Source organism: Rhizobium mongolense USDA 1844 (genome assembly GCF_000419765.1).
Classification (GTDB): domain Bacteria; phylum Pseudomonadota; class Alphaproteobacteria; order Rhizobiales; family Rhizobiaceae; genus Rhizobium; species Rhizobium mongolense.
In genome coordinates, this window is sequence record NZ_ATTQ01000012.1 from 116730 (window position 1) to 137020 (window position 20291).

The window sequence follows — 20291 nt, forward strand, 5'->3', positions numbered from 1 at the left end:
ATGATCTTGTGCGTTGCATATGCTCACTATATCTACCAACATTATAAGCATACTTATAAATAGCTGGCATAGCTTTAATGAGCGCCCATCCGACCCTCGGTTTTGTTCTACACGACGTCGCCCGTCTGCTTCGCAAGCGGTTCGAGCAGCGCGCCAAATGCCTTGGGCTGACCCGCTCGCAATGGCAAACGCTTGCCTATCTCGCGAACAACGAGGGTATCCACCAGGGTGGGCTCGCCGAAATCCTCGAAGTCGAACCGATCACGCTGGTGCGAATTCTCGACAGGCTTGCCGAACGCGGACTTGTCGAACGGCGGCAGCATCCGGCGGATAGGCGCGTGTGGCTTCTTTACATGCGTGATGAGGCATTGCCGCTGCTTGCCCAAATGCGGGTGATCGGAGAAGCCACGCGCGGCGAAGCCCTCGACGGCGTCTGCGCCGAGCAGCGCGAACAGCTTTTTCAGATCCTATCGCTGATGAGAACAAATCTAGTGCAGGCGTGCCGCACACCGGCCGCCGGGAATGAGCAGAACCATGGTTGAAAAATCCTCCCTCCGCGTCGTTGACGACGCCAACGCCAAGAATCCGACCGAAGACAAGAATCCGATCGAAGACAAGGAAGTCTCCAAAACCCAGGAAACGGTAGCCGAAGCGCCTTCATCCAATTCAGCGCCGGCCGCCGCAGTGGCTGCGTCCGACGGCATCAGGGTCCGCCGTCGGCGCAGCCTCACCCGCCCCGTGCTGTTTGCGCTGCTGCCTGTTGCCCTTGTTGCCGGCGGCTATTTCTACGTGAATGGCGGGCAGGTCATGTCGACCGACAATGCCTATATCCAGGCGGATATGGTCGGCCTGACGACGGATGTTTCCGGTATCGTCGACCAGATCAACGTTCACGAGAACGAAACGGTCAAAGCCGGGCAGGTGCTCTTTAGCCTGAAGTCCGACAGCTTCAGGATCGCGCTCGACGGCGCAAAGGCCCAGCTTGGCGTCCAGCGCAACCAGATCGAAAACCTGAAGGCCAGCTACCGGCAGTCGCTTGCGGAAATCACGCAGGCTAAGGCCGACATCCCGTATTTCCAGGCGCAGTTCGATCGTCAGCAGAGCCTCGTCAACAGTTCGGCCGCGACACGTGCCGCCTATGATGAAGCCAAGCACGATCTCGATGCTGCGCTTCAGAAGGTTGCCGTCGCCAAGGCGCAGGCTGCGACCACGCTCGCAGAGCTCGGCGACGATGCCAGCCAGCCGGTCGAGCAGAACCCGCTCTACCTGCAGGCAAAATCAAATGTCGACAATGCCCAGCGCGAGCTCGACCACAGCGTCGTCAAGGCGCCGTTCGACGGCGTCGTGACCAATGTCAACGCGCTGCAGGTCGGCTCCTACCTGCAGGCCTCGCAACAGGCCTTTTCGCTGGTTGCGACCAACCGGCTTTGGATCGCTGCAAGCCCGAAGGAAACCGATCTTACCTACGTGAAGCCCGGCCAAGAGGCGAGCATCTATGTCGACACCTATCCGGGCGTCGAATGGAAGGGCAAGGTCGAAAGCATCAGCCCGGCTTCCGGCTCCAGCTTCTCGCTGCTTCCGGCGCAAAACACCACTGGCAACTGGGTGAAGGTCGTGCAGCGTATTCCGATCCATGTCAGCATCGACGATGCCGAGGGCAAGCCGCCGCTTCGCGTCGGCATGAGCACGATCGTCGATGTCGATACCGGCCATGCCCGCGGCCTGCCGGATTTCGTCAACAGGCTGTTGGGCCGCGAAGCCGGCAAGGGGCCATGAGTAACGCTGCAGCATCTCCCGCCGCCCCAGTTGCCAATCGCGGTGCGATCACGGCCTGCGTCATTCTCGCCGTCATCATGCAGGCGCTGGACACCACCATCGCCAACGTCGCGCTCCCCTATATCCAGGGCAGCGTTTCGGCCTCCGCCGACCAGATCAACTGGGTCCTGACGTCCTATATCGTCGCGGCCGCCATCATGACGCCGCCGTCGGGCTTCCTCGCTGCCAAGTTCGGCCGCAAGAACGTGCTCCTGACGGCAATTGCCGGCTTCGTCGTGGCATCGGTGCTTTGCGGCATAGCGCAATCCTTGCCGCAGATCGTCGCCTTCCGCCTTCTGCAGGGCCTCTTCGGCGCTGCTCTCGTACCGCTCTCACAGGGCATCCTCCTCGACATCTATACGGTCGAGGAGCGCGGCTCGGCCATGGCCTTATTCGGCGTCTCGGTCATGGTCGGGCCGGTCCTGGGGCCGGTCATCGGCGGCTGGCTGACCGACAACATCAGCTGGCGCTGGGTGTTCTATATCAACGTGCCGATCGGTGCGCTCGCCTTTGCCGGCATCGTCATCTTCGTCAGCGAAACGAAGCGGGATGCGCTCGCGAAGCTCGACTGGTTCGGGTTTGGCATGATGAGCCTCTTCATCGCCGCGCTGCAGCTGTTCCTAGACCGCGGTGAACAGCTCGACTGGTTCTCGTCCGGCGAGATCATGGTCGAAGCGATCATCTGCGCGGCAGCCTTCTATCTGCTGCTGGTCCATACGCTGACGGCCGAAAAGTCCTTCGTGAATCCACGATTGTTTCTCGACCGGAACTTCGCGGTCAGCATGGTGTTCATCTTCGTGGTCGGCGTCACCTATCTCGCCTCGCTGGCACTGATGACGCCTTATCTGCAGACACTGATGGGCTATCCGGTCATCACGGCTGGGATCGTCATGGGGCCACGCGGCATCGGCACCATGCTTTGCATGTTCATCGTCGGGCGATTGATCGGCAAGGTCGATACCCGCTGGCTTCTCGTGTTCGGCCTCGGCCTTACGGCCTGGGCGATGTACGACATGACCGGTTGGACGCCGGACGTCTCGCAGTGGACGATCGTCTCGGTCGGTTTCATCCAGGGTGCCGGTCTCGGCTTCCTGTTCGTGCCGCTGACGACGATCGCCTTCTCGACGCTGCCGGCGCATATGCGCGGCGACGGTACGGGCCTCTACAATCTTTCCCGCAACATCGGCTCGAGCGTCGGCATTTCGATCGTCTCGGCACTGATCGTCGAGAATACGCAGAGAAATCATGCTTCGATCGCGGCTTATGTCACGCCTTTCAACCGGGCCTTTGATGCCGCCGCCGCGCAGTCGCTCAGCCCGCTCACCGCGGCAGGCCGGGCTTCGCTCAACGAGCTCATCACGCTGCAATCGACGATCATCGCTTACATGGACGACTTCAAGCTCCTGATGCTGATGTCGCTTGCGGTGATGCCGCTGGCGCTCATCTTGCGCAAACCCAAGGCGGCGCCCGCATCAACGGATCACAGCGCCGTCATGGAGTGATCAGCGGAACGGCTTGCTCAGATATCGCGAGCCCTGAATGCCGAAGCGCCATGGTACTTCGGCATTCTTCGTTATGCCGATCCGCGTGCCCGAAGTGATCGGAACCGGCGCCGAGGGAAAGATTGCAAAAGGCGGGCAGTCGAGCAGCCGGTTGTTGATCTTGATGTCGATATCGAGCGCCTGGCAGAGCTTGCCGGGACCACTGCAGAGCCGGGTGAGCACATCGGTGCCGCGGCGCTCGATCATTCCGGCGATACCGCTTTGCGGCTCCAGCGCGCGGATGAGGACGGCCGAGCCCGGCGTGCAGACGAAGTTCAGGCACCAGTACATGCCGTAGATGCGGTAGATATAGACGTTGCCCGGCGGGCCGAACATCGCGCCGTTGCGCCTGGTCGGTCCGCGGAAACTGTGCGAGGCCTCGTCGTGCGGGAAATAGGCCTCCGTCTCGGTGATGCGCCCGCCCGAACCGTTGACGAGCAGGTGGCAGCCGATGAGATCACGCGCGACGGCGATCGCATCGCGCTCGAAGAAGCCTCGAAGCTCACTACCGGTCAAGGGAGCGTTTCCAATGGCACCTGTATCCGTCATTCAAGTTACCCGTCGTTTTGATTCCGGCCGATATCATCGCCCATCAAATGCGACTACCCGAAACTTGCCCGCTGCTGCGCAAAGAGCTTCACCAGCCAGTCTATGAAGACGCGAACGCGCGGCGAAAGCTGACGATTGCGCGGATAAAGGAGCGAGACCGGCGTCTCGGTCGGCGGGAAGCCTTTCAGGATCTCAATCAGCTCACCTGAGGCGATGTAGCGTTCGGCGTGGTAGCGCGGCACTTGTATGATGCCCAGTCCGCAGCGTGCTGCCGCATGGAGGCTCTCGGCTGCATTGACCGAGACGATGGCTGGGATCGACATGTTGCGGACCTGCCCGTCGATGATGAATTCGAGCGGCAGCAGCCCGCCCGTCGCGCTGGACCGGAACCCGACCATGCGGTGGCCGTCGAGCTTGTCGGGATGTTCCGGTATGCCATGGAGTTCGAGATAGGCGGGCGAGGCGAGGGTGATCTCTTCCAGCGTGGCCACGCGGCGGGCGATCATGTCGCTATCCTGCGGCACGCCGACGCGCAACACGCAGTCGATGCCTTCACGGACGAGATCGACCAGACGATCGCCTTCGCTCATGTAGAATTCGATATCGGGATACGTCTCCAGGAAGGACGGCAGGCTCGGCAGCACGAAATGCCGGGCAAGCGTACCGTGCACATCGACCCTCAACATGCCCTTCGGTTTGGCGCCGACAAAGGCGCCTTCGGCCTCCTCGATGTCGGCGAGGATCGAAAGGCAGCGCTGGTAATAGGCCTCGCCATCGAGCGTCGGGCTGACATGGCGGGTGGTGCGCTGGAGCAGTTGCACACCGAGGCGCGCTTCCAACTGCTTGACGGCATCGGTCACCGTCGAGCGGGGCAGGCCCGTGTCCTCGGCTGCGAGCGTGAAGCTGCGGCGTTCCACGACGCGGCAAAAGACCCGCATGGCATCGAATCGGTCCATGGTATTTGTTCGCATTTGTCGGATAGTGATGCCGAAGAATGCATGATTATCCGCGCAATGGAAAGGATCATCTTCTCCTCATCGAAACGCGCTGCGCGCAAGGAACTGAAGGAGAAAGAAAATGGCCAGCAACGACAACGAGGTCGCGCTTGTCACCGGTGCATCCCGCGGTATCGGTGCCGCCATTGCCGAACGTCTTGCCAAGGATGGCTTTACCGTCGTTGTCAACTATTCCGGCAATGCCGCTCCCGCCGAAGAACTGGCTCAGAAAATCGAGCAGGCCGGCGGCAGGGCGCTGACGGCGAAGGCCGATGTCAGCGATCCCGAAGCGGTGCGCCGGATGTTCGAGGCCGCGCAAGCAGCCTTCGGCGGTATCGACGTTCTCGTCAACAATGCCGGCATCATGATGCTGTCTTCGATCGCCGATGCCGACGATGCCAACTTCGACCGCCAGGTCAGCGTCAACCTGAAGGGCACGTTCAACACGCTTCGGGAAGCCGGTAAGCGCCTGCGCAACGGCGGCCGGATCATCAATCTCTCGACCAGCGTCGTTGGCGTGAAACTCGAAACCTACGGCGTCTATGCCGCCACCAAGGCGGCAGTAGAAGTGCTGACGGCGATCATGTCGAAGGAAATGCGCGGCCGGAACATCACGGTCAACGCGGTCGCTCCCGGCCCGACCGCGACCGATCTCTTCCTCAATGGCAAATCAGACGAACTCGTTGCCCGCATGGCGAAGATGAACCCGCTCGAACGCCTCGGTAGGCCCGAAGACATCGCCGCTGCCGTTTCCTTCCTCGCTGGTCCGGACGGCTCCTGGATCAACGGACAGGTCCTGCGCGCCAATGGTGGCATGGTCTAATTCCATGACATTGATCGCGGCTCTGTGGCGGCATTGTTCCGTTTTTCTGAATGGTGATGTGCGAAGTTGCGCCTTAAAATCCGCCCGGCTGCAATTATATTCCTTGCTAAGGAGCGAACGGAAATCCCCCATTCCGGCGCCAACCCTCCAAAAGCCCGCCGCGTCATTTTCCCTGGTGATGCGGCGGGTTCGAAATTCGAAGTTGATCCGATCGCGGCCCGTCGAAGGTTTTTCTGCCTTCCGGGCCGCTTCCGTTTTCAAGCATCGTTGAGCTTGGCGTCGGCAAGCAGCTTTACCATCCAGTCCACGAAAACGCGTACCTTGTTGCTCAGGTGCCGGTTCGGCGGGTAGACGACGTAGAGCGGCAGCGGATCGCGCTTCCATTCCGGCAGAACCTGGACGAGTTCGCCTTGTGCGATGGCGCTGCGCGCCATGAAACGGAGCGTCTGGCCGACGCCGAGGCCGGTGGTGAGGGCGCTCATGAAGGTTCTGCCGTCATTCACCGAGACGATATATCTCGGGTTTACCTCGATCGCTTCGTTGCCGTTCTTGAATTCGAACGGGATCGTGCGGCCGGTCTGTGCGCGGAAATAGCTGATGCCGTAATGGCTGCTTTCGAGCTCTTGCGGGTGCGCGGGCATGCCGAATTTCTCGATGTAGCGGGGCGATGCGCAGGTGACCATTTCGATTTCGGATACACGTCTTGCGATCAACGATTGATCGGCGAGAGTGCCGGCGCGAAGAGCGCAGTCGACGTTCTCTGCAAGGTAGTCCACGGTGCGGTCGCTGACGCCGAGATCAATGCGGATATCGGGATATTTCAGGTAGAAATCGCAAAGTGCCGGCACGACGATGGTGTCGGCAAAAGCGCCTGCCATTTCAACGCGTAAGCGGCCGCTTGGAAGGCTTTGGGAGTTGGAAAGACTGCCGTCGAGCTCTTCCAGTTCGGAGACGATCTGCGAGGCGCGTTCGTAATATAGTGCGCCGTCCGTCGTCACCATGACGCGCCGCGTCGTACGGTTAAGCAGCTTGGTGCGCAGATGCGCTTCCAAGCCCTGGATGAGATTGGTGATTGTCGCTTTGGGCATTGCGAGCGTGTCGGCCGCCCGTGTAAAGTTGCCCGTCTCAACGACGCGTATGAAGGCGCGCATTGCCGAGAGCTGGTCCATCGGAGATCTCCACAGTTTGCACTGCGATATTATTCGAAAATCGGAACAGTGTAATCATAATACAGCTTCTTATTCCGCGATGTGAATAACAATATCTTTTTTATCGGAATGGCAAGCTGTAGGCGCTTACCATGCGTTATCTTTGATTGAGCGAAAGCCGGACCGATGACGGTGCAGGTGAAAGACATGGTGCTGGAGAAGGTGGGCATCGGCCCCGTTTCCGCGCGCGTCTATCAAGGCGCCGAGTTCGGGAAGGGGGCGCCGATCGTTCTGTTCTTTCACGGCGGCGCCTTCCTGGAATCCGGCATTCAGGCCGGCATCAAGGAAAGTGCGATTGCTGAGAGCATGGCGAAAGCCGGCGCGATCGTCGCGGTCCCTGACTACAATGCGCCGCTCGGGAACGTCTTTCCGAAGCCGCTCGAAGTCGGCTATTCCCTGTTTTCCTATCTGGCCAACAAGCGCGCCTCCGGCATTGGCGATCGCAACTCGCTGCTTCTGATCGCTGGTGAAGAGGCTGGCGGCAATATTGCGGCGGGTGTAGCACTGAAGGCACGCGATCATTATGCCGACGCGCTCGACGGCCAGATCCTGATTTCGCCGCTCCTCGATCCATTCATGGGCACCTCCTCCATCCGCAAGGCAGACGGCATTGGCATGCGCCAGCGCTGGACGGAAGGATGGAGCCATTATCTCAGCGGCGGCGGCTGTCACCCCTATGCGGCGCCCTGTCTCTGTTCGCGCATTGCCGGCGTTGCGCCGGCGCTGATTTTCACGGCGGAGGACGATCCTCTGCGCGACGAGACCGTCGGTTATGCCGTCCGCCTCAAAGCGGCAGGCGTCGAGGTCCGCCAGCATATCCTCCCCGCCGGGGCAGGCTGGCCATCTATCTACGGCGGGAAAACGGACGGCACCTCGAACTGGCAGGAGAACGTCAGCCGCGAGTTCAAAAGTTTCGTTCAGGAGTTAAGCGTTCAACGCCAATTGCATTGAAAACGAACTGATTATCGTCGGCCGTATAGGGCCGCAAGGAGAGTACCAATGACGTCCAGAAAGAATCGCTGGGCCCTGGTGGGCGCTGGCATAGGGCTTGTTGCGTCTGTTTCAGCAGCCGCCATCTTTTTTGAATTGCCGATGGGCACGGCTGCTACGGCCGCTTCCGCGCCTGCACAAGCTCCCGCTGTGCCGGTGACGGTTTCCCTCGTCGCAAGCCGTGATGTGACCACCTGGGAAGAGTTCTCGGGCCGTCTCGAAGCGGTCGATCGAGTTCAGCTACGCTCGCGCGTTGCGGGCGCCATCCAGTCGGTCCACTTCCGCGAAGGTGCACTGGTGAAGGCCGGCGACCTGCTCTTCACAATCGATCCGGCCCCTTACCAAGCGGCGGTTTCTCAAGCGGAAGGGCAGGTTGCCTCCGCCGAGGCCAAGGTCAGCCTGGCGCAGATCGAGCTTGAGCGTGGCCGCCGGCTTTCGGATAGCCGCACGATCTCTCAGAGCGATATGGACCAGCGCCAAAGCGCCTTTACCGAGGCGCAGGCAGGCCTGCGTACCGCGCAGGCGGCGCTGCAGTCGGCTCAGCTCGATCTCGGTTACACCGAGGTCAGGGCTCCGGTTTCCGGCCGAGTGGGCAAGCTGGAGATCACCGCCGGCAACCTTGTTGCTGCCGGTTCTGCTTCCCCAGCGCTCACGACGCTCGTCTCGATCGATCCGATCTATGCGAGCTTCAACGCCAGCGAAGAGATGGTGACGAAGGCGCTGTCGCAGCTTCCGGCCAATGACGGTGCGGTGCGCGCCCTCGAACAGATCCCGGTCGAGGTCGGCACGCTTGCTGATGAAGGCACGCCGATCAAGGGCAAGCTCCAGCTCGTCGACAACCAGGTCGATGCGGCAAGCGGCACAATCGGAGTCCGCGCCGTCTTCGACAATCCGGGCGGCAAGCTGATCCCCGGCCAGTTCGTTCGCGTCCGAATGGGCCAGCCGAAAGCCGAGAATAAGATCCTCGTCAGCGAGCGGGCGATTGGCACCGACCAGGACAAGAAGTTCGTCTTCGTCGTCGACGGCGAGAACAAGGTCAGCTATCGGCCGGTCCAGCTCGGCAGGGTAAGTGACGGCCTCCGCGTCGTCGAAAGCGGTCTGAACCCCGGCGAAAAGATCGTCGTCAATGGCCTGCAGCGCATCCGTCCGGGTGCGGTGGTCGAGCCGCAGATGGAAGAGAAAGTGGCGGCCAAGTAGGCCCGCCATAGCAATTTGTCTTCTCCCCGGCGGGGAGAAGACGTCCGCAGGACAGATGAGGGGTGAGCGAAACGAAGGAGCGAACGTCTGAGCCAAAAGCGAAGACGACAGCTGCCGAGCCTCCCCGTCGTCCGGCCCTTCGGGCAACCAACGAAATGATTTGACCCGCCGGCGGTACACCAACCGCCGGACAGGGGTTTTGCATCCAAGTTCATGCCGGAGAGGGCTTTGAAATGAACATCTCCAGATTCTTCGTGGACCGCCCGGTGTTTGCCGGCGTGCTTTCGGTCCTCATCCTCGTAGCCGGTCTGATCGGCCTCAGGGCACTGCCGATTTCCGAATATCCGGAGGTCGTGCCGCCGTCGATCGTCGTGCGTGCCACTTATCCGGGCGCCAATCCGGAAGTCATCGCGCAGACGGTTGCGACACCGCTCGAAGAGCAGATCAACGGCGTTGAAGACATGCTCTACATGTCCAGCCAGGCGACCTCCGATGGCGTCATGACGCTGACGGTAACCTTCAAGCTTGGCACCGACCCGGATAAGGCGCAGCAGCTGGTTCAGAACCGGGTTTCGCAGGCCGAACCCCGCCTCCCGGATGAGGTAAAGAGCATCGGCATCACCACCGTCAAGAGCTCTCCCGACCTGATGATGGTCGTCAACCTGATCTCGCCGGACAACCGCTACGACATCACCTATCTGCGCAATTACGGCGTCCTGAACATCAAGGACCGCCTGGCGCGCATCGATGGCGTGGGCCAGGTGCAGGTCTTCGGTTCGGGCGACTATTCGATGCGCGTCTGGATCGATCCGCAAAAGGCTGCCGAGCATAATCTCGCTGCCAGCGATATCACCAATGCGATCCGCGAGCAGAACGTCCAGGCCGCTGCCGGCACGATCGGCGCTTCGCCGAGCCTGCCAGGCACAGAGCTGCAGCTGAACGTCAACGCTCAAGGGCGCCTGCAGACGCCCGAGCAATTCGGCAACATCATCGTCAAGACGGGCGCCAACGGTGAAATCACCCGCCTTCGCGACGTTGCACGCATCGAACTCGGCGCTGCCGACTATTCGCTGCGCTCGATCCTCGACGGCAAGCCGGCGGTCGCCATCCCGGTCTTCCAGTCTCCGGGCTCCAACGCCATCACCATCTCCGACGAAGTCCAGAAGACGATGGAGGAGCTGAAGGTCGCAATGCCCGACGGGGTCAGTTACGAGATCGTCTATGACACGACGAAATTCGTCCGTTCGTCGATCGAGAAGGTCGTCGATACGCTGCTCGAAGCCATCGCTCTTGTCGTTCTCGTCGTGATCCTGTTCCTGCAGACGTGGCGTGCCTCGATCATCCCCCTAATTGCCGTTCCGGTATCGATCATAGGTACTTTCGCGGTGATGTACGTCTTCGGCTTTTCGATCAACGCACTCAGCCTCTTCGGCCTGGTGCTGGCGATCGGTATCGTGGTGGATGATGCGATCGTCGTCGTCGAAAACGTCGAGCGCAACATCGAAAATGGGCTCAGCCCGCGCGATGCGACCTACAAGGCCATGAAGGAAGTTTCCGGCCCGATCATCGCGATCGCACTGGTGCTCGTCGCCGTCTTCGTGCCGCTCGCCTTCATCAGCGGCCTGTCAGGCCAGTTCTATCGCCAGTTCGCGCTGACGATCGCGATCTCGACGGTTATCTCGGCCTTCAACTCGCTGACCCTGTCTCCGGCGTTGGCAGCCCTCCTGCTGCAGGGTCACCACGCCAAGCGTGACTGGCTGACGCGCGGCATGGACTTCATCTTCGGCTGGTTCTTCCGCGGCTTCAACCGCGTTTTTGGTGCAGGTTCGAAAGCCTATGGCAAGGGCGTTGGCGGCCTGCTGTCGCGCAAGAGCATCGTCATGGTCATCTACCTGGCGCTGGCTGGTGCGACCTACGGCCTCTTCAATGCCGTTCCGGGCGGTTTCGTGCCGGCACAGGACAAGCAGTATCTGATCGGTTTTGCCCAGCTGCCGGATGCCGCAAGCCTTGACCGGACCGAAGACGTCATCAAGCGGATGAGTGATATCGCCATGGCCGAGCCCGGCGTTGCCCACGCAATCGCCTTTCCCGGCCTGTCGATCAACGGCTTCACCAACTCTTCAAACGCCGGCATCGTCTTTGTGACGCTGAAGGATTTTGAGGAGCGCAAGTCGCCGGCGCTTTCCGGCGGTGCGATTGCCATGTCCTTGAACCAGAAGTTCGGGGCGATCCAGGATGCCTTCATCGCCATGTTCCCGCCGCCGCCGGTCAACGGCCTCGGCACGACGGGCGGCTTCAAGATGCAGCTCGAAGACCGCGCCGGTCTCGGCTACCAGGCGCTCGACGAGGCCAACAAGGCAATGATCGCCAAGGCCTACCAGGCCCCTGAGCTGACCGGCATCTTCTCTGCTTACCAGATCAACGTTCCGCAGCTCTTTGCCGACCTCGATCGCGCGAAGGCCGAACAGCTCGGTGTGTCGGTGACCGATGTCTTCGAAACGCTGCAGATCTATCTGGGTTCGCTCTATGTCAACGACTTCAATGCTTTCGGGCGCACCTACAGTGTCCGAGTGCAGGCCGATGCGAAGTTCCGCGCCCAGGCGGACGACATCGGCCAGTTGAAGGTTCGTTCGGCATCGGGCCAGATGATCCCGCTGTCGGCGTTGCTGAAGGTCAGCGCGACGACCGGGCCGGAGCGGACCAACCGTTATAACGGTTTCCTCTCCGCCGATATCAACGGCGGTCCTGCTCCGGGCTTCTCCTCCGGCCAAGCTCAAGCCGCGATCGAAAAAATCGCCAACGAGACGCTGCCGAAGGGCATCAGCTTCGAGTGGACGGATCTGACCTATCAGCAGATCCTGGCAGGCAATTCCGGCGTGATCGTCTTCCCGCTGGCGCTGCTCCTCGTCTTCCTCGTGCTGGCTGCCCAGTATGAAAGCCTGACCCTGCCGCTTGCGATCATCATGATCGTGCCGATGGGCGTGCTGGCCGCGTTGACGGGCGTCTGGCTGACGGGCGGAGATAACAACATCTTCACGCAGATTGGCCTCGTGGTCCTTGTCGGTCTCTCGGCAAAGAACGCGATCCTGATCGTGGAATTCGCCCGTGAACTGGAGTTCGAAGGCCGTACGCCGGTCCAGGCGGCGATCGAGGCAAGCCGTCTGCGTCTTCGCCCGATCCTGATGACCTCCTTGGCCTTCATCATGGGTGTCGTGCCGCTGGTCGTCTCCACCGGTGCCGGTGCGGAAATGCGCGCCGCCATGGGTGTCGCGGTCTTTGCCGGCATGATCGGCGTGACCTTCTTCGGCATCTTCATGACGCCGGTCTTCTATGTGCTGCTCCGCAAGCTGACGGGCAACCGTCCGCTGGTGCAGCACAACGACAATCGTCCGCCGTCGGAAGAGGCCGCCATCCGGGTCGCAGCGGAGTAAGCGGCAACATCATCAAATCAGCAGGCGGGACATCCAGTCCCGCCTTTTTTATTTGCATGGACGCGTCGCAGGTTTATGTCTTGATGAACGTACATCGGATGGACGGAGCCATTCGGAAAGATAGGCCGACTGCCCGTTCTGGAGGAAAGAATGAACGACTACAAGCCGCCGAAGCGCCGCCTGCGTTCGCAGGACTGGTTCGATAACCCTGACCATATCGACATGACGGCGCTCTATCTGGAGCGCTTCATGAACTACGGCATCACACCGGAAGAGTTGCGCTGCGGCAAGCCGATCATCGGGATTGCCCAGAGCGGCAGCGATCTTACGCCCTGCAACAGGGTGCATGTCGAACTTGCCAAGCGGGTGCGCGACGGTATTCGCGATGCCGGCGGCATTCCAATCGAATTCCCGACGCATCCGATCTTCGAAAACTGCAAGCGTCCGACGGCCGCACTCGACCGCAATCTCGCCTATCTCGGGCTCGTCGAAATTCTCTATGGCTATCCGCTCGATGGCGTCGTGCTGACCACCGGCTGCGACAAGACCACGCCTTCGGCGATTATGGCGGCTTCCACCGTCGATATTCCCGCCATTGTACTTTCAGGCGGGCCGATGCTTGATGGGTGGCACGAGGGCGAACTGGCGGGATCGGGAACTGTGATCTGGCGCATGCGGCGCAAATTCGGTGCCGGCGAAATCGACCGGGAAGAGTTCCTTCAGGCCGCGCTCGATTCCGCACCATCCGTCGGCCACTGCAATACGATGGGCACCGCTTCGACGATGAACGCGCTTGCCGAAGCACTCGGCCTGTCGCTGACGGGTTGTGGCGCCATTCCGGCGGCTTACCGCGAGCGCGGCCAGATGGCCTACCGCACCGGGCGCCGTGCCGTCGAGATCGTGTTCGAAGACCTGAAACCATCGGATATCCTGACGCGCGAGGCTTTCCTCAACGCCATCCGCACCAATTCGGCGATCGGCGGTTCGACCAATGCCCAGCCGCACCTGGCGGCCATGGCGAAACATGCCGGTGTCGAGCTTCATCCCGACGACTGGCAGGTCCATGGCTTCGATATCCCGCTGCTTGCCAACGTCCAGCCGGCAGGTGCCTATCTCGGCGAGCGCTATCACAGGGCAGGCGGCACGCCTGCGGTCATGTGGGAACTGCTGCAGGCCTCTAAGCTCGACGGCAACTGTCGGACCGTCACCGGCAAGACGTTGGCCGAAAACCTGGAAGGCCGGCAGGCAAGCGACCGTGAGGTCATCCGGCCGTTTGCGGAACCTCTCAAGGAGCGGGCTGGCTTCCTCGTACTCAAGGGCAATCTCTTCGATTTCGCGATCATGAAGATGAGCGTGGTCTCGGACGATTTCCGCAGACGCTACCTGCAGGAGCCTGGGCGTGAAGGCATATTCGAAGGCAAGGCGACCGTCTTCGACGGTTCCGAGGACTATCACAAGCGCATCAATGATCCGTCGCTCAATATCGACGAGAATACCATCCTCGTCATCCGCGGGGCAGGGCCGATCGGTTGGCCGGGTTCAGCTGAAGTCGTCAATATGCAGCCGCCGGACCACCTCTTAAAACGCGGTATCAGCAGCCTGCCGACGATCGGCGATGGCCGCCAATCCGGTACGGCGGACAGTCCTTCGATCCTCAATGCCTCGCCGGAAAGTGCCGCCGGCGGCGGTCTCGCCTGGCTTCGCACCGGTGACATCATCCGCATCGATTTCAATCTGGGCCGCTGCGACATGTTGGTCGACGACGCAGAGATCGAATGCCGGAAAGGGGAAGGTGTCCCGCCCGTGCCGCCGGACGCCACGCCATGGCAGCGCATCTACCGCCGGTCGGTCAGTCAGCTTTCGGAAGGGGCTGTGCTTGAAGGGGCGGCAGACTTCCGACAGATTGCAAGGGTTCCGCCGCGCCACAATCATTAGGCGAATAAATTCTGCGGGAGTAAGGAAGAGTACTCCCAATAGCCAGCTCGGCAATCCATAAAAGGGTTCGTTAATGTGGGTTTGAGACGGTATCATAGTTTCTCGCATCTGCTTAAGACTGAGACAGTCAATTGCCGAAAAGGACACCGACCCGGTCGGAACAGGAATTCCAGGATCTGTTAAGGCGCCTCGAGCTTGCGCTCGATGCGTCGCAGATCGGCGTTTGGGAGCACGATGTGCGCACCAACCAGATCCTCTGGGATGCGCAAATGCACCGGCTCTATCAAACGGGCGAGACCATGCGCGTCCTTCCGACATCGTTTTGGTTTGACGCGGTTCATCAGGAAGACCGCCAACGCGCATTGCAGGAATTCGACGAGGCGATCGCCCGGCGCGGCGCCTATAATTCCGAATTCCGTATCATCCTGCCGAACGGCGAAGTCCGGCATTTGCGCTCGCGGGCGCATTTCTACGTCAGCGAGGAGGGTGCTCCCTCATTCATCGGCGCCGAGTGGGACGTCACGGCCGATGTCATGCTGAACGCGGAGCTGAAGCGTCAGCGGCAGGTCGCCGAAGCGCGGGCAAGGGCGCTCGAGGAAAGCAACGCACGGATCGAGTATGCTGCCGAACATGATTACCTGACCGGGCTGCCCAACCGCCGCCTGTTCGACAGGCGGTTTGCCGAACTGCATGCCGACAAGTCGATCTCGACGCTTGCGATCCTTCACCTTGGTCTCGACCAGTTCAAGCAGATCAACGACAGCCATGGCCACGCCGCAGGTGACGCCGTTCTGCGCGCGGCAGCGCTGCGGATGGCGGCCGCCGTTCCAGGAAACAGCCTGGTTGCGCGCGTTGGCGGCGATGAATTTGTCATTCTGCTGTGGAATTTCGCAGGTGTCGAAGAACTCACGCGCATTGCCGCGGATGTCCAGCAGCGGCTGCGAAAGAAGATCCGGTTCGGCCAGGAATTGCTGCAATCCGGTACCTCGATCGGGATATCATGGAGCGCCGGCCGGCGGACGCGCAATCTCTTCACCGAGTCCGATCTTGCGCTCTATCAGGCGAAGAAACTTGGGGTAAACCGCGTCGAATTCTTTACCCGGCAGTTGCGGGACGACCTGCTCGGCAAACGGCGTCTCGCCGAAGAGCTGAAGCGCGGGCTGGAGCGCGGAGAGATTGTTCCTTATTACCAAGTGCAGTTCGACGCCAAGACGCGGGCGATTTCCGGCCTCGAAGCGCTTGCCCGCTGGATTCATCCGGAAAGGGGCGTGCTGTCGCCGGCCGTCTTCTTGAAGGCCGCGGATGAGAATGGGCTGTCGGCGGAAATCGACGCGGCGATTCTGAAAACGGCGCTGGAGGATCGCCGGCATTGGCAGGATCGGGGTGCCGCCGTTCCGCGCATAGCGGTCAATATTTCGAGCGCGCGGCTGTTCGATCCGGCGTTGCTCGACAGCCTGCGGGCGCTTGCGGTTCCTCCGGGCGAATTCGCTTTCGAACTGGTGGAGACGATCTTTCTCGACGATCCCGATGACAAGCTCTTGAGCAACATCGATCAGATCAAACAGATGAGCATCGATATCGAGATCGACGATTTTGGTTCGGGGCACGCCTCGTTGATCGGGTTGGCTAGGCTGCGCCCAAAACGTTTGAAACTCGACCGGCAACTGGTGACTGACATCGTCGAATCCGAGGAGCAGCGCTGTGTCGTCAGCTCCATCATCGACATCGCCAAGGCGCTCAACGTGGGCGTGATCGCTGAAGGCGTTGAAACGGAGGGCCATGCCGAAGCGTTGACGCAGCTCGGCTGCGACATGCTGCAAGGGTACGCGCTCGGCTATCCGATGCCGGCTGCGGAGATCGGCAAGCTCATTTCGCCGGCCCGCCGGACCCCGGCCAAATCAGGCGCGGGCAGCCGGATGCTGGCGGTTACGGCTCCAGCTCCCGGCGGGCTTCCAGATACCATTCGACAAAGGCCCTGACGCCGGTTTCGAGCTTCGTATCGGGCTTGTAACCCGTCAGGGCGACAAGCAGGTCAGGGCTCGCGAAGGTGCGCGGCACGTCGCCCTTTTGCATCGGCAGCATTTTGCGCTGCGCCGGTTGGCCGAGCGCTTTTTCCACGGTCTCCACGAAGTCCATCAGGCTGACCGGCTGACCGCCGCCGATATTGACGACACGGAACGGCGCCTGGCGGGACAGCGTCTCGACCTTGTCGTCGGCGATGCGGTTTTCTTCCGAAGGCATAATCGAAGAAAGCCGCACGATCGACTCGACGAGATCGTCGATATAGGTGAAATCGCGGCTCATCTTGCCTTCGCCGTAGATTTCGATCGGCTGGTTTTCCAGCATGCTCTTTACGAACTTGAAGAGCGCCATGTCCGGGCGGCCCCACGGACCATAGACGGTGAAGAAGCGGAAGGCGGTGGTCGGCAGCTTGTAGAGATGTGCATGGCTGTGCGCCATCAGCTCCATCGACTTCTTGGTCGCAGCATAGACCGTCAGGGGCTCGTCGGCCCTGTCGGTCTCATGGAAGGGAACGGAAGGGTTCGCGCCATAGATCGAAGAGGTCGAGGCCAGCATCAGATGCTGCACATTGTGGCGCTCGGCAGTCTCCATAATGTTCCACGAGCCTTCGACGTTCGAGCTTAGATAAGCGCGGGGGTTTTCAAGACTGTAGCGTACGCCGGCCTGGGCCGCGAGGTGGATGAGGATGTCCGGCTTTGCCTGGCCGACTGCATCTTCGAGCGCCTTTTGATCCTCAAGCATGGCGATTACCGGCTTGAAGGCCGGGAACTGCGCCAGAGCCGCATGCCGCATTTGCTTGAGCTTGACGTTGTAATAGGGCGTCAGGCCGTCGAAACCGGTAACCCGATGCCCATCCTGCAACAAGCGCCGCGCGAGATGAAAGCCAATGAAGCCTGCGGTGCCTGTTATGAAGTAATGCATTTTATCTCTACTCGGTCTTCTTGCCGACGGCAAAGTGGCTGAAGCCGTGGCGCGTGATTTCGGCGACGGGATAGATATTGCGCAGGTCCACGACGACAGGGTTCTTCATCGTGGACTTCAGGCGCTTGAAGTCGAGCGCGCGGAATTCATCCCATTCGGTCACGAGCACGATGGCATCGGCGCCCTCGGCAATCTCGTATGGGTCATTGCCGTAGGTCACCGGCCCGAGCATTTCCTTGGCCGCTTGCATGCCTTCCGGGTCATAGACGTGAACCGCGGCGCCGCCGTCGAGCAAGGCCTGGATGATGGTGATCGACGGCGCATCGCGCATGTCGTCGGTGTTCGGCTTGAAGGTCAGGCCGAGGACGGCGATCTTCTTGCCGCGCACGCTGCCGGCGCAGGCGGCGATCACCTTACGCCCCATGGCGCGCTTGCGGTTGTCGTTGATTGCGACCGTCGTTTCGATGAGGCGCATCGGGCTGTCATAGTCCTGCGCGGTCTTGACGAGCGCCAGCGTGTCCTTCGGAAAGCACGAGCCGCCATAGCCGGGACCGGCATGCAGGAACTTGTCGCCGATGCGCTTGTCCATGCCGATGCCCTTGGCAACCTTTTGCACATCCGCACCGATCTGTTCGCAAAGGTCGGCGATCTCGTTGATGAATGTAATCTTCATGGCGAGGAAGGCGTTTGCGGCGTACTTGATCAGCTCGGACGTGCGGCGCTCGCAGAAATAAAGCGGTGCCTCGTTGAGGTAGAGCGGCCGGTAGACTTCGCGCATGACTTCCGTGGCGCGCGGGTCTTCGGTGCCGATGACGATGCGGTCGGGGCGCTTGAAGTCGGTGATGGCAGCACCTTCGCGCAGGAATTCCGGGTTCGAGACGACGGCGATGTCCTTGCCGGGGAACTCTTCGCGGAAGATGCGCTCGATCTCGTCGCCGGTGCCGACGGGAACGGTGGACTTCGTGACGACGACCGTGAAGCCGCTGACGGCTGCGGCAATCTCGCGCGCGGCGGCATAGACGTAGCTGAGATCAGCATGGCCGTCGCCGCGGCGCGACGGCGTGCCGACCGCGATGAAGACGACATCGGCGTCTGCGACCGGTGCAGCGAGATCCTTGGAGAAATCAAGGCGCCCGGCGCTGCGGTTGTGCTCGATGATGGCATCGAGGCCCGGTTCGAAGATCGGCACTTCGCCGCGTTCAAGGGCGTCGATCTTCGCTTCGGATTTATCGACGCAGGTGATGTGGTGGCCGAAATCCGCAAGGCAGGCGCCGGAGACGAGACCGACATAGCCCGAACCAATCATAACAATGCGCATGGGATAACCTTCATCAAAAACGATCGCGGCCTGCCGGCGGCAAAACGCGATCGTGTTACAGGCGCACCGTCATAAATTCAAGACAGCCCACTTCTCAGCTGCGCCCAAACTCGTCGACGATGCGAATGATATCGTCCTCGCCGAGGTAGGAGCCGGTCTGCACTTCGATCAGTTCGAGCAAGATCTTGCCCGGGTTTGCGAGGCGGTGCACCTCGCCGAGCGGGATATAGACCGACTCGTTTTCCCGCAGCATCTGTACATTCTCGCCGATCGTCACCTCGGCCGTGCCCTTGACGACGATCCAATGTTCCGAGCGGTGGTGATGCTTCTGCAGCGAGAGCTTCTTGCCGGGTGTGACGAAGATGCGCTTTACCTGGAAACGGTCGCCGTTGAAGATCGAGGTATAGCCGCCCCACGGCCGGTACGAGGTCGGATGGGTCTCCGTCAGTTTCGACGTCGCGGGCAGGGCGGCGAGCGTCTTGACGAGGTCGCCGACGCTCTGGCTGTCCTGCAGCTTGCCGACATAGACGGCATCTTCACTGGCAATCACCGCGACATCTTCCATTCCCTGCACGGCAAGATGCACGCCGTGGCTCATCACCAGCGAGTTGCGGCTGTTGACAAGCGTCGTATTGGCGGTCGCGACATTGCCGTTCGGGTCGCGCGTCCCGGTTTTCCAGACGGAATCCCAGCTGCCGAGATCCGACCACTTGAAGGGCGAGGGCACGACAGCGGCATTGGCCGTCTTTTCCATGATCGCATAGTCGATCGAGATGCTGGGGGCCTTCGCAAAGGATTGGGCGTCGAGACGGGTGAAGTCGAGATCGCGCGTCGCCTTCGCAACAGCCTCGCTGGCCGCGGCGACGACATCCGGCGCATAGTTGCGCATTTCCGCAAGAAGCGCTCCCACCTGGAACATGAACATGCCGGAATTCCAGTAGAAGCCGCCGGCAGTCACCATCTCCTTTGCCTTGTCCAGGGGCGGCTTTTCGATGAAGCGCTTCACGGTCTGTGCGCCTGCCGAAAGCTGCTCGCCGCCTTCGATATAGCCGTAGCCGGTTGCCGGTTCGGTCGGCTCGATGCCGAAGGTCACGAGCTTGCCGCTGGCGGCCGTTTCGCGTGCGGCGCGGACGCTGTCGAAATAGCTTTGATCGGCGACGATCTCATAGTCCGAGCCAAGGACGTGCATGATCACGTCCTTGCCGAAAAGGTCGGCGACGAGGGCGGCAGCGGCGGCAACGGCGGGTGCGGTGTTGCGGGCAACCGGCTCCAGCAGGATCGCCTTCAGCGCCAGATCGAGTTCGCGGGCCTGTTCGGCGACGAGGAAGCGGAATTCCTCATTGGTCAGCACGACCGGTGCTTCGTAGAGGGCCGGATCGGAGACGCGGGCGAGCGTTTCTTGAAACAGCGTCTTGTCGCCGATGAACTGAATGAACTGCTTGGGGGCTGCAGCGCGCGACAGCGGCCACAGGCGCGTGCCCTTGCCTCCTGCCATGATCACGGGAACGATCTTTTGCGTCATCGGGTGCGTTTCCTCAAAATCTTC

The 20291-nt window shown here is 61.1% G+C and carries 15 protein-coding genes; 9 read left to right on the forward strand and 6 right to left on the reverse strand.

Going from position 1 to position 20291, the window contains the following annotated elements; translation table 11 throughout:
• The first annotated feature begins 77 nt into the window (after nucleotides 1-77).
• From A3C3_RS0122885 to A3C3_RS0122895, 3 genes are read left to right on the forward strand one after another with little or no spacing between them, the layout of a single operon-like run.
• Nucleotides 78-542: a MarR family winged helix-turn-helix transcriptional regulator gene (locus A3C3_RS0122885; protein WP_022716918.1), complete on the forward strand. Its 465-nt coding sequence runs from the start codon at nucleotides 78-80 to the stop codon at nucleotides 540-542.
• Nucleotides 535-1776 carry an HlyD family secretion protein gene (locus tag A3C3_RS0122890; RefSeq protein WP_022716919.1) on the forward strand — a complete coding sequence of 414 codons (1242 nt, stop codon included), beginning with the start codon at nucleotides 535-537 and terminating at the stop codon, nucleotides 1774-1776. The genes A3C3_RS0122885 and A3C3_RS0122890 overlap by 8 nt, the downstream gene beginning before the upstream one ends.
• Nucleotides 1773-3317 (forward strand): DHA2 family efflux MFS transporter permease subunit, encoded by a 1545-nt coding sequence (locus A3C3_RS0122895; protein WP_022716920.1) that lies wholly within the window; start codon nucleotides 1773-1775, stop codon nucleotides 3315-3317. The genes A3C3_RS0122890 and A3C3_RS0122895 overlap by 4 nt, the downstream gene beginning before the upstream one ends.
• On the opposite strand, the gene A3C3_RS0122900 is transcribed toward A3C3_RS0122895, so the two are convergent.
• Both A3C3_RS0122900 and A3C3_RS0122905 read right to left on the reverse strand, forming a co-directional pair.
• Entirely contained in the window at nucleotides 3318-3905 is a 588-nt protein-coding gene (locus A3C3_RS0122900) for a DNA-3-methyladenine glycosylase (protein ID WP_022716921.1), read from the reverse strand.
• Nucleotides 3906-3958: 53 nt separating this feature from the next.
• Entirely contained in the window at nucleotides 3959-4861 is a 903-nt protein-coding gene (locus A3C3_RS0122905; protein WP_022716922.1) for a LysR family transcriptional regulator, read from the reverse strand.
• Nucleotides 4862-4982: 121 nt separating this feature from the next.
• Here A3C3_RS0122905 and A3C3_RS0122910 point away from each other — a divergent pair, with 121 nt between their 5' ends.
• The gene (locus tag A3C3_RS0122910) at nucleotides 4983-5723 is read left to right on the forward strand and encodes an SDR family oxidoreductase (protein ID WP_022716923.1); all 741 of its coding nucleotides are present in this window, start codon (nucleotides 4983-4985) and stop codon (nucleotides 5721-5723) included.
• A gap of 257 nt (nucleotides 5724-5980) precedes the next feature.
• Here A3C3_RS0122910 and A3C3_RS0122915 read toward each other — a convergent pair whose 3' ends face one another.
• Complete coding sequence (locus A3C3_RS0122915; RefSeq protein ID WP_022716924.1) at nucleotides 5981-6892, reverse strand: LysR family transcriptional regulator; 912 nt, start codon at nucleotides 6890-6892, stop codon at nucleotides 5981-5983.
• A gap of 165 nt (nucleotides 6893-7057) precedes the next feature.
• Between A3C3_RS0122915 and A3C3_RS0122920 the strand changes: the two genes are divergently transcribed.
• From A3C3_RS0122920 to A3C3_RS39000, 5 genes are all read left to right on the forward strand, one after another.
• Nucleotides 7058-7882 carry an alpha/beta hydrolase fold domain-containing protein gene (locus A3C3_RS0122920; RefSeq protein ID WP_022716925.1) on the forward strand — a complete coding sequence of 275 codons (825 nt, stop codon included), beginning with the start codon at nucleotides 7058-7060 and terminating at the stop codon, nucleotides 7880-7882.
• Between the two features lie 48 nt (nucleotides 7883-7930).
• Nucleotides 7931-9118: an efflux RND transporter periplasmic adaptor subunit gene (locus tag A3C3_RS0122925; RefSeq protein WP_022716926.1), complete on the forward strand. Its 1188-nt coding sequence runs from the start codon at nucleotides 7931-7933 to the stop codon at nucleotides 9116-9118.
• Nucleotides 9119-9351: 233 nt separating this feature from the next.
• On the forward strand, nucleotides 9352-12549 hold the full coding sequence (locus tag A3C3_RS0122930) for an efflux RND transporter permease subunit (RefSeq protein WP_022716927.1): 3198 nt from the start codon (nucleotides 9352-9354) through the stop codon (nucleotides 12547-12549).
• A gap of 150 nt (nucleotides 12550-12699) precedes the next feature.
• On the forward strand, nucleotides 12700-14484 hold the full coding sequence (locus A3C3_RS0122935; RefSeq protein ID WP_022716928.1) for an IlvD/Edd family dehydratase: 1785 nt from the start codon (nucleotides 12700-12702) through the stop codon (nucleotides 14482-14484).
• Between the two features lie 131 nt (nucleotides 14485-14615).
• Nucleotides 14616-16463 carry a putative bifunctional diguanylate cyclase/phosphodiesterase gene (locus tag A3C3_RS39000; protein WP_022716929.1) on the forward strand — a complete coding sequence of 616 codons (1848 nt, stop codon included), beginning with the start codon at nucleotides 14616-14618 and terminating at the stop codon, nucleotides 16461-16463.
• Here A3C3_RS39000 and A3C3_RS0122945 read toward each other — a convergent pair.
• The 3 genes from A3C3_RS0122945 to A3C3_RS46195 form a co-directional block, all read right to left on the reverse strand.
• Nucleotides 16411-17427, reverse strand: coding sequence for an NAD-dependent epimerase/dehydratase family protein (locus A3C3_RS0122945; RefSeq protein WP_022716930.1), 1017 nt, complete (start codon nucleotides 17425-17427; stop codon nucleotides 16411-16413). The two genes, A3C3_RS39000 and A3C3_RS0122945, sit on opposite strands and share 53 nt — an antisense overlap.
• A gap of 7 nt (nucleotides 17428-17434) precedes the next feature.
• Nucleotides 17435-18745 carry a UDP-glucose dehydrogenase family protein gene (locus A3C3_RS0122950; RefSeq protein WP_022716931.1) on the reverse strand — a complete coding sequence of 437 codons (1311 nt, stop codon included), beginning with the start codon at nucleotides 18743-18745 and terminating at the stop codon, nucleotides 17435-17437.
• Between the two features lie 94 nt (nucleotides 18746-18839).
• The gene (locus A3C3_RS46195) at nucleotides 18840-20267 is read right to left on the reverse strand and encodes a mannose-1-phosphate guanylyltransferase/mannose-6-phosphate isomerase (protein ID WP_028739920.1); all 1428 of its coding nucleotides are present in this window, start codon (nucleotides 20265-20267) and stop codon (nucleotides 18840-18842) included.
• Between the last annotated feature and the right edge of the window lie 24 nt (nucleotides 20268-20291).

What these genes read in the sequence shown, in the direction of transcription:
- A3C3_RS0122925 (WP_022716926.1), top strand. Translation starts at nt 7,931, where the DNA reads ATGACGTCCAGAAAGAATCGCTGGGCCCTGGTGGGCGCTGGCATAGGG.
- A3C3_RS0122885 (WP_022716918.1), top strand. Translation starts at nt 78, where the DNA reads ATGAGCGCCCATCCGACCCTCGGTTTTGTTCTACACGACGTCGCCCGT.
- A3C3_RS0122900 (WP_022716921.1), bottom strand. Translation starts at nt 3,905, where the DNA reads ATGACGGATACAGGTGCCATTGGAAACGCTCCCTTGACCGGTAGTGAG.
- A3C3_RS0122930 (WP_022716927.1), top strand. Translation starts at nt 9,352, where the DNA reads ATGAACATCTCCAGATTCTTCGTGGACCGCCCGGTGTTTGCCGGCGTG.
- A3C3_RS0122945 (WP_022716930.1), bottom strand. Translation starts at nt 17,427, where the DNA reads ATGCATTACTTCATAACAGGCACCGCAGGCTTCATTGGCTTTCATCTC.
- A3C3_RS0122910 (WP_022716923.1), top strand. Translation starts at nt 4,983, where the DNA reads ATGGCCAGCAACGACAACGAGGTCGCGCTTGTCACCGGTGCATCCCGC.
- A3C3_RS46195 (WP_028739920.1), bottom strand. Translation starts at nt 20,267, where the DNA reads ATGACGCAAAAGATCGTTCCCGTGATCATGGCAGGAGGCAAGGGCACG.
- A3C3_RS0122920 (WP_022716925.1), top strand. Translation starts at nt 7,058, where the DNA reads ATGACGGTGCAGGTGAAAGACATGGTGCTGGAGAAGGTGGGCATCGGC.
- A3C3_RS0122935 (WP_022716928.1), top strand. Translation starts at nt 12,700, where the DNA reads ATGAACGACTACAAGCCGCCGAAGCGCCGCCTGCGTTCGCAGGACTGG.
- A3C3_RS0122950 (WP_022716931.1), bottom strand. Translation starts at nt 18,745, where the DNA reads ATGCGCATTGTTATGATTGGTTCGGGCTATGTCGGTCTCGTCTCCGGC.
- A3C3_RS0122915 (WP_022716924.1), bottom strand. Translation starts at nt 6,892, where the DNA reads ATGGACCAGCTCTCGGCAATGCGCGCCTTCATACGCGTCGTTGAGACG.
- A3C3_RS0122895 (WP_022716920.1), top strand. Translation starts at nt 1,773, where the DNA reads ATGAGTAACGCTGCAGCATCTCCCGCCGCCCCAGTTGCCAATCGCGGT.
- A3C3_RS0122905 (WP_022716922.1), bottom strand. Translation starts at nt 4,861, where the DNA reads ATGGACCGATTCGATGCCATGCGGGTCTTTTGCCGCGTCGTGGAACGC.
- A3C3_RS0122890 (WP_022716919.1), top strand. Translation starts at nt 535, where the DNA reads ATGGTTGAAAAATCCTCCCTCCGCGTCGTTGACGACGCCAACGCCAAG.